Here is a 1,321-nt window from a genome sequence, read left to right on the forward strand (position 1 = left end):
TGAACCGCGCCGGGTTTTCCGGAGGCCGTTGCGTTTGAGTCACGCGGCTATGGCTGGTTCATCCAGCATGGCGTAGTAGCGTTCCTCGGCTTCGGCCGGCGGGATGTTGCCGATGGGCTCCAGCAGCCGGCAATTGTTGAACCAGTCGACCCATTCGAGCGTGGCGAACTCGACGGCCTCGAATGAGCGCCAGGGTCCGCGTCGATGGATCACCTCGGCCTTGTAAAGACCGTTGATCGTTTCGGCGAGAGCATTGTCGTAGCTGTCGCCGATACTGCCCACGGACGGCTCGACGCCGGCCTCCGCCAGGCGCTCGGTGTATCTGATAGAGACGTATTGGCTGCCTCTATCGCTGTGGTGCACGAGCCCGTTGCCCTGCACGGGCCGCCTGTCATGGAGAGCCTGTTCCAGAGCGTCCAGAACGAAGCTGGCATGCGCCGTCCGGCTCACCCGCCAGCCGACGATTCGGCGGGCATAGGCGTCGATGACAAAGGCGACATAGACGAAGCCGGTCCAGGTCGCGACGTAGGTGAAGTCGGAGACCCACAGCATGTTCGGCCTCGGCGCATGGAACTGGCGATTGACATGGTCCCGAGGACATGGTGCCGCCTTGTCGCTCACCGTGGTGCGGATCGGCTTGCCGCGGATGATGCCTTCGAGGCCCATGGCCTTCATCAGGCGGGCAACCGTGCAGCGGGCGACATCGAAGCCCTCGCGCTGCAACTGCCGCCAAACCTTGCGAACGCCGTAAACGCGGAAATTCGCCTCGAACACGCGTCGGACCTCATCCTTCAAAGCCTCATCCCGCTTTGCCCGAGCCGACAGCCGGGAGGGATCGATACGCTTGGCGACATGGTCGTGGTAGGTCGACGGGGCGATCGGCAACACCTTGCAGATCGGCTCGACCCCATGCGCCTCGCGGTGATCGTCGATGAACGCGATCATGGCTTGAACCGGCGGTCGAGCTCCGCCTGGGCAAAATACGCGCTCGCCTTGCGCAGGATCTCGTTGGCCTGCCGAAGCTCGCGATTCTCGCGTTCCAAAGCCTTGAGTTTCGTCGCCACATCCGTAGGCACACCGGCACGCACGCCGCTGTCGCGCTCGGCCTTCTTCACCCACTCATGCAGCGTCTGCGCCGTGCAGCCGATCTTGGCGGCGATCGACGAAACCGCCGCCCACCGCGAGGCATGCTCGCCTTCGTGATCCAGAACCAGCCGAACCGCGCGGGTTCGGACCTCGGGAGAGAACTTGTTGGTCGTCTTGCTTGTCATGGCTCCACCTTCTCAGGAGTTGGAGCCTCCGATCAACCCGGCGCGGTTCA

General features: G+C 63.7%; 1 protein-coding gene and 1 other annotated feature. The gene reads right to left on the reverse strand.

Annotated elements, in window-relative coordinates; translation table 11 throughout:
* Nucleotides 1-39 precede the first annotated feature (39 nt).
* Nucleotides 40-1,271 (reverse strand): IS3 family transposase gene (locus tag NKH28_RS34265; protein WP_352981459.1). Its coding sequence is split into 2 segments (ribosomal slippage): nucleotides 40-980 and nucleotides 980-1,271, totalling 1,233 coding nucleotides; the frame shifts between segments, so codons are not numbered across the junction.
* Nucleotides 871-987: a sequence feature (AL1L pseudoknot), on the reverse strand. It overlaps the preceding gene by 117 nt.
* Nucleotides 1,272-1,321: the final 50 nt, after the last annotated feature.

The sequence above is a fragment of the Mesorhizobium sp. M1227 genome, assembly GCF_040318315.1.
Lineage (GTDB): Bacteria > Pseudomonadota > Alphaproteobacteria > Rhizobiales > Rhizobiaceae > Mesorhizobium.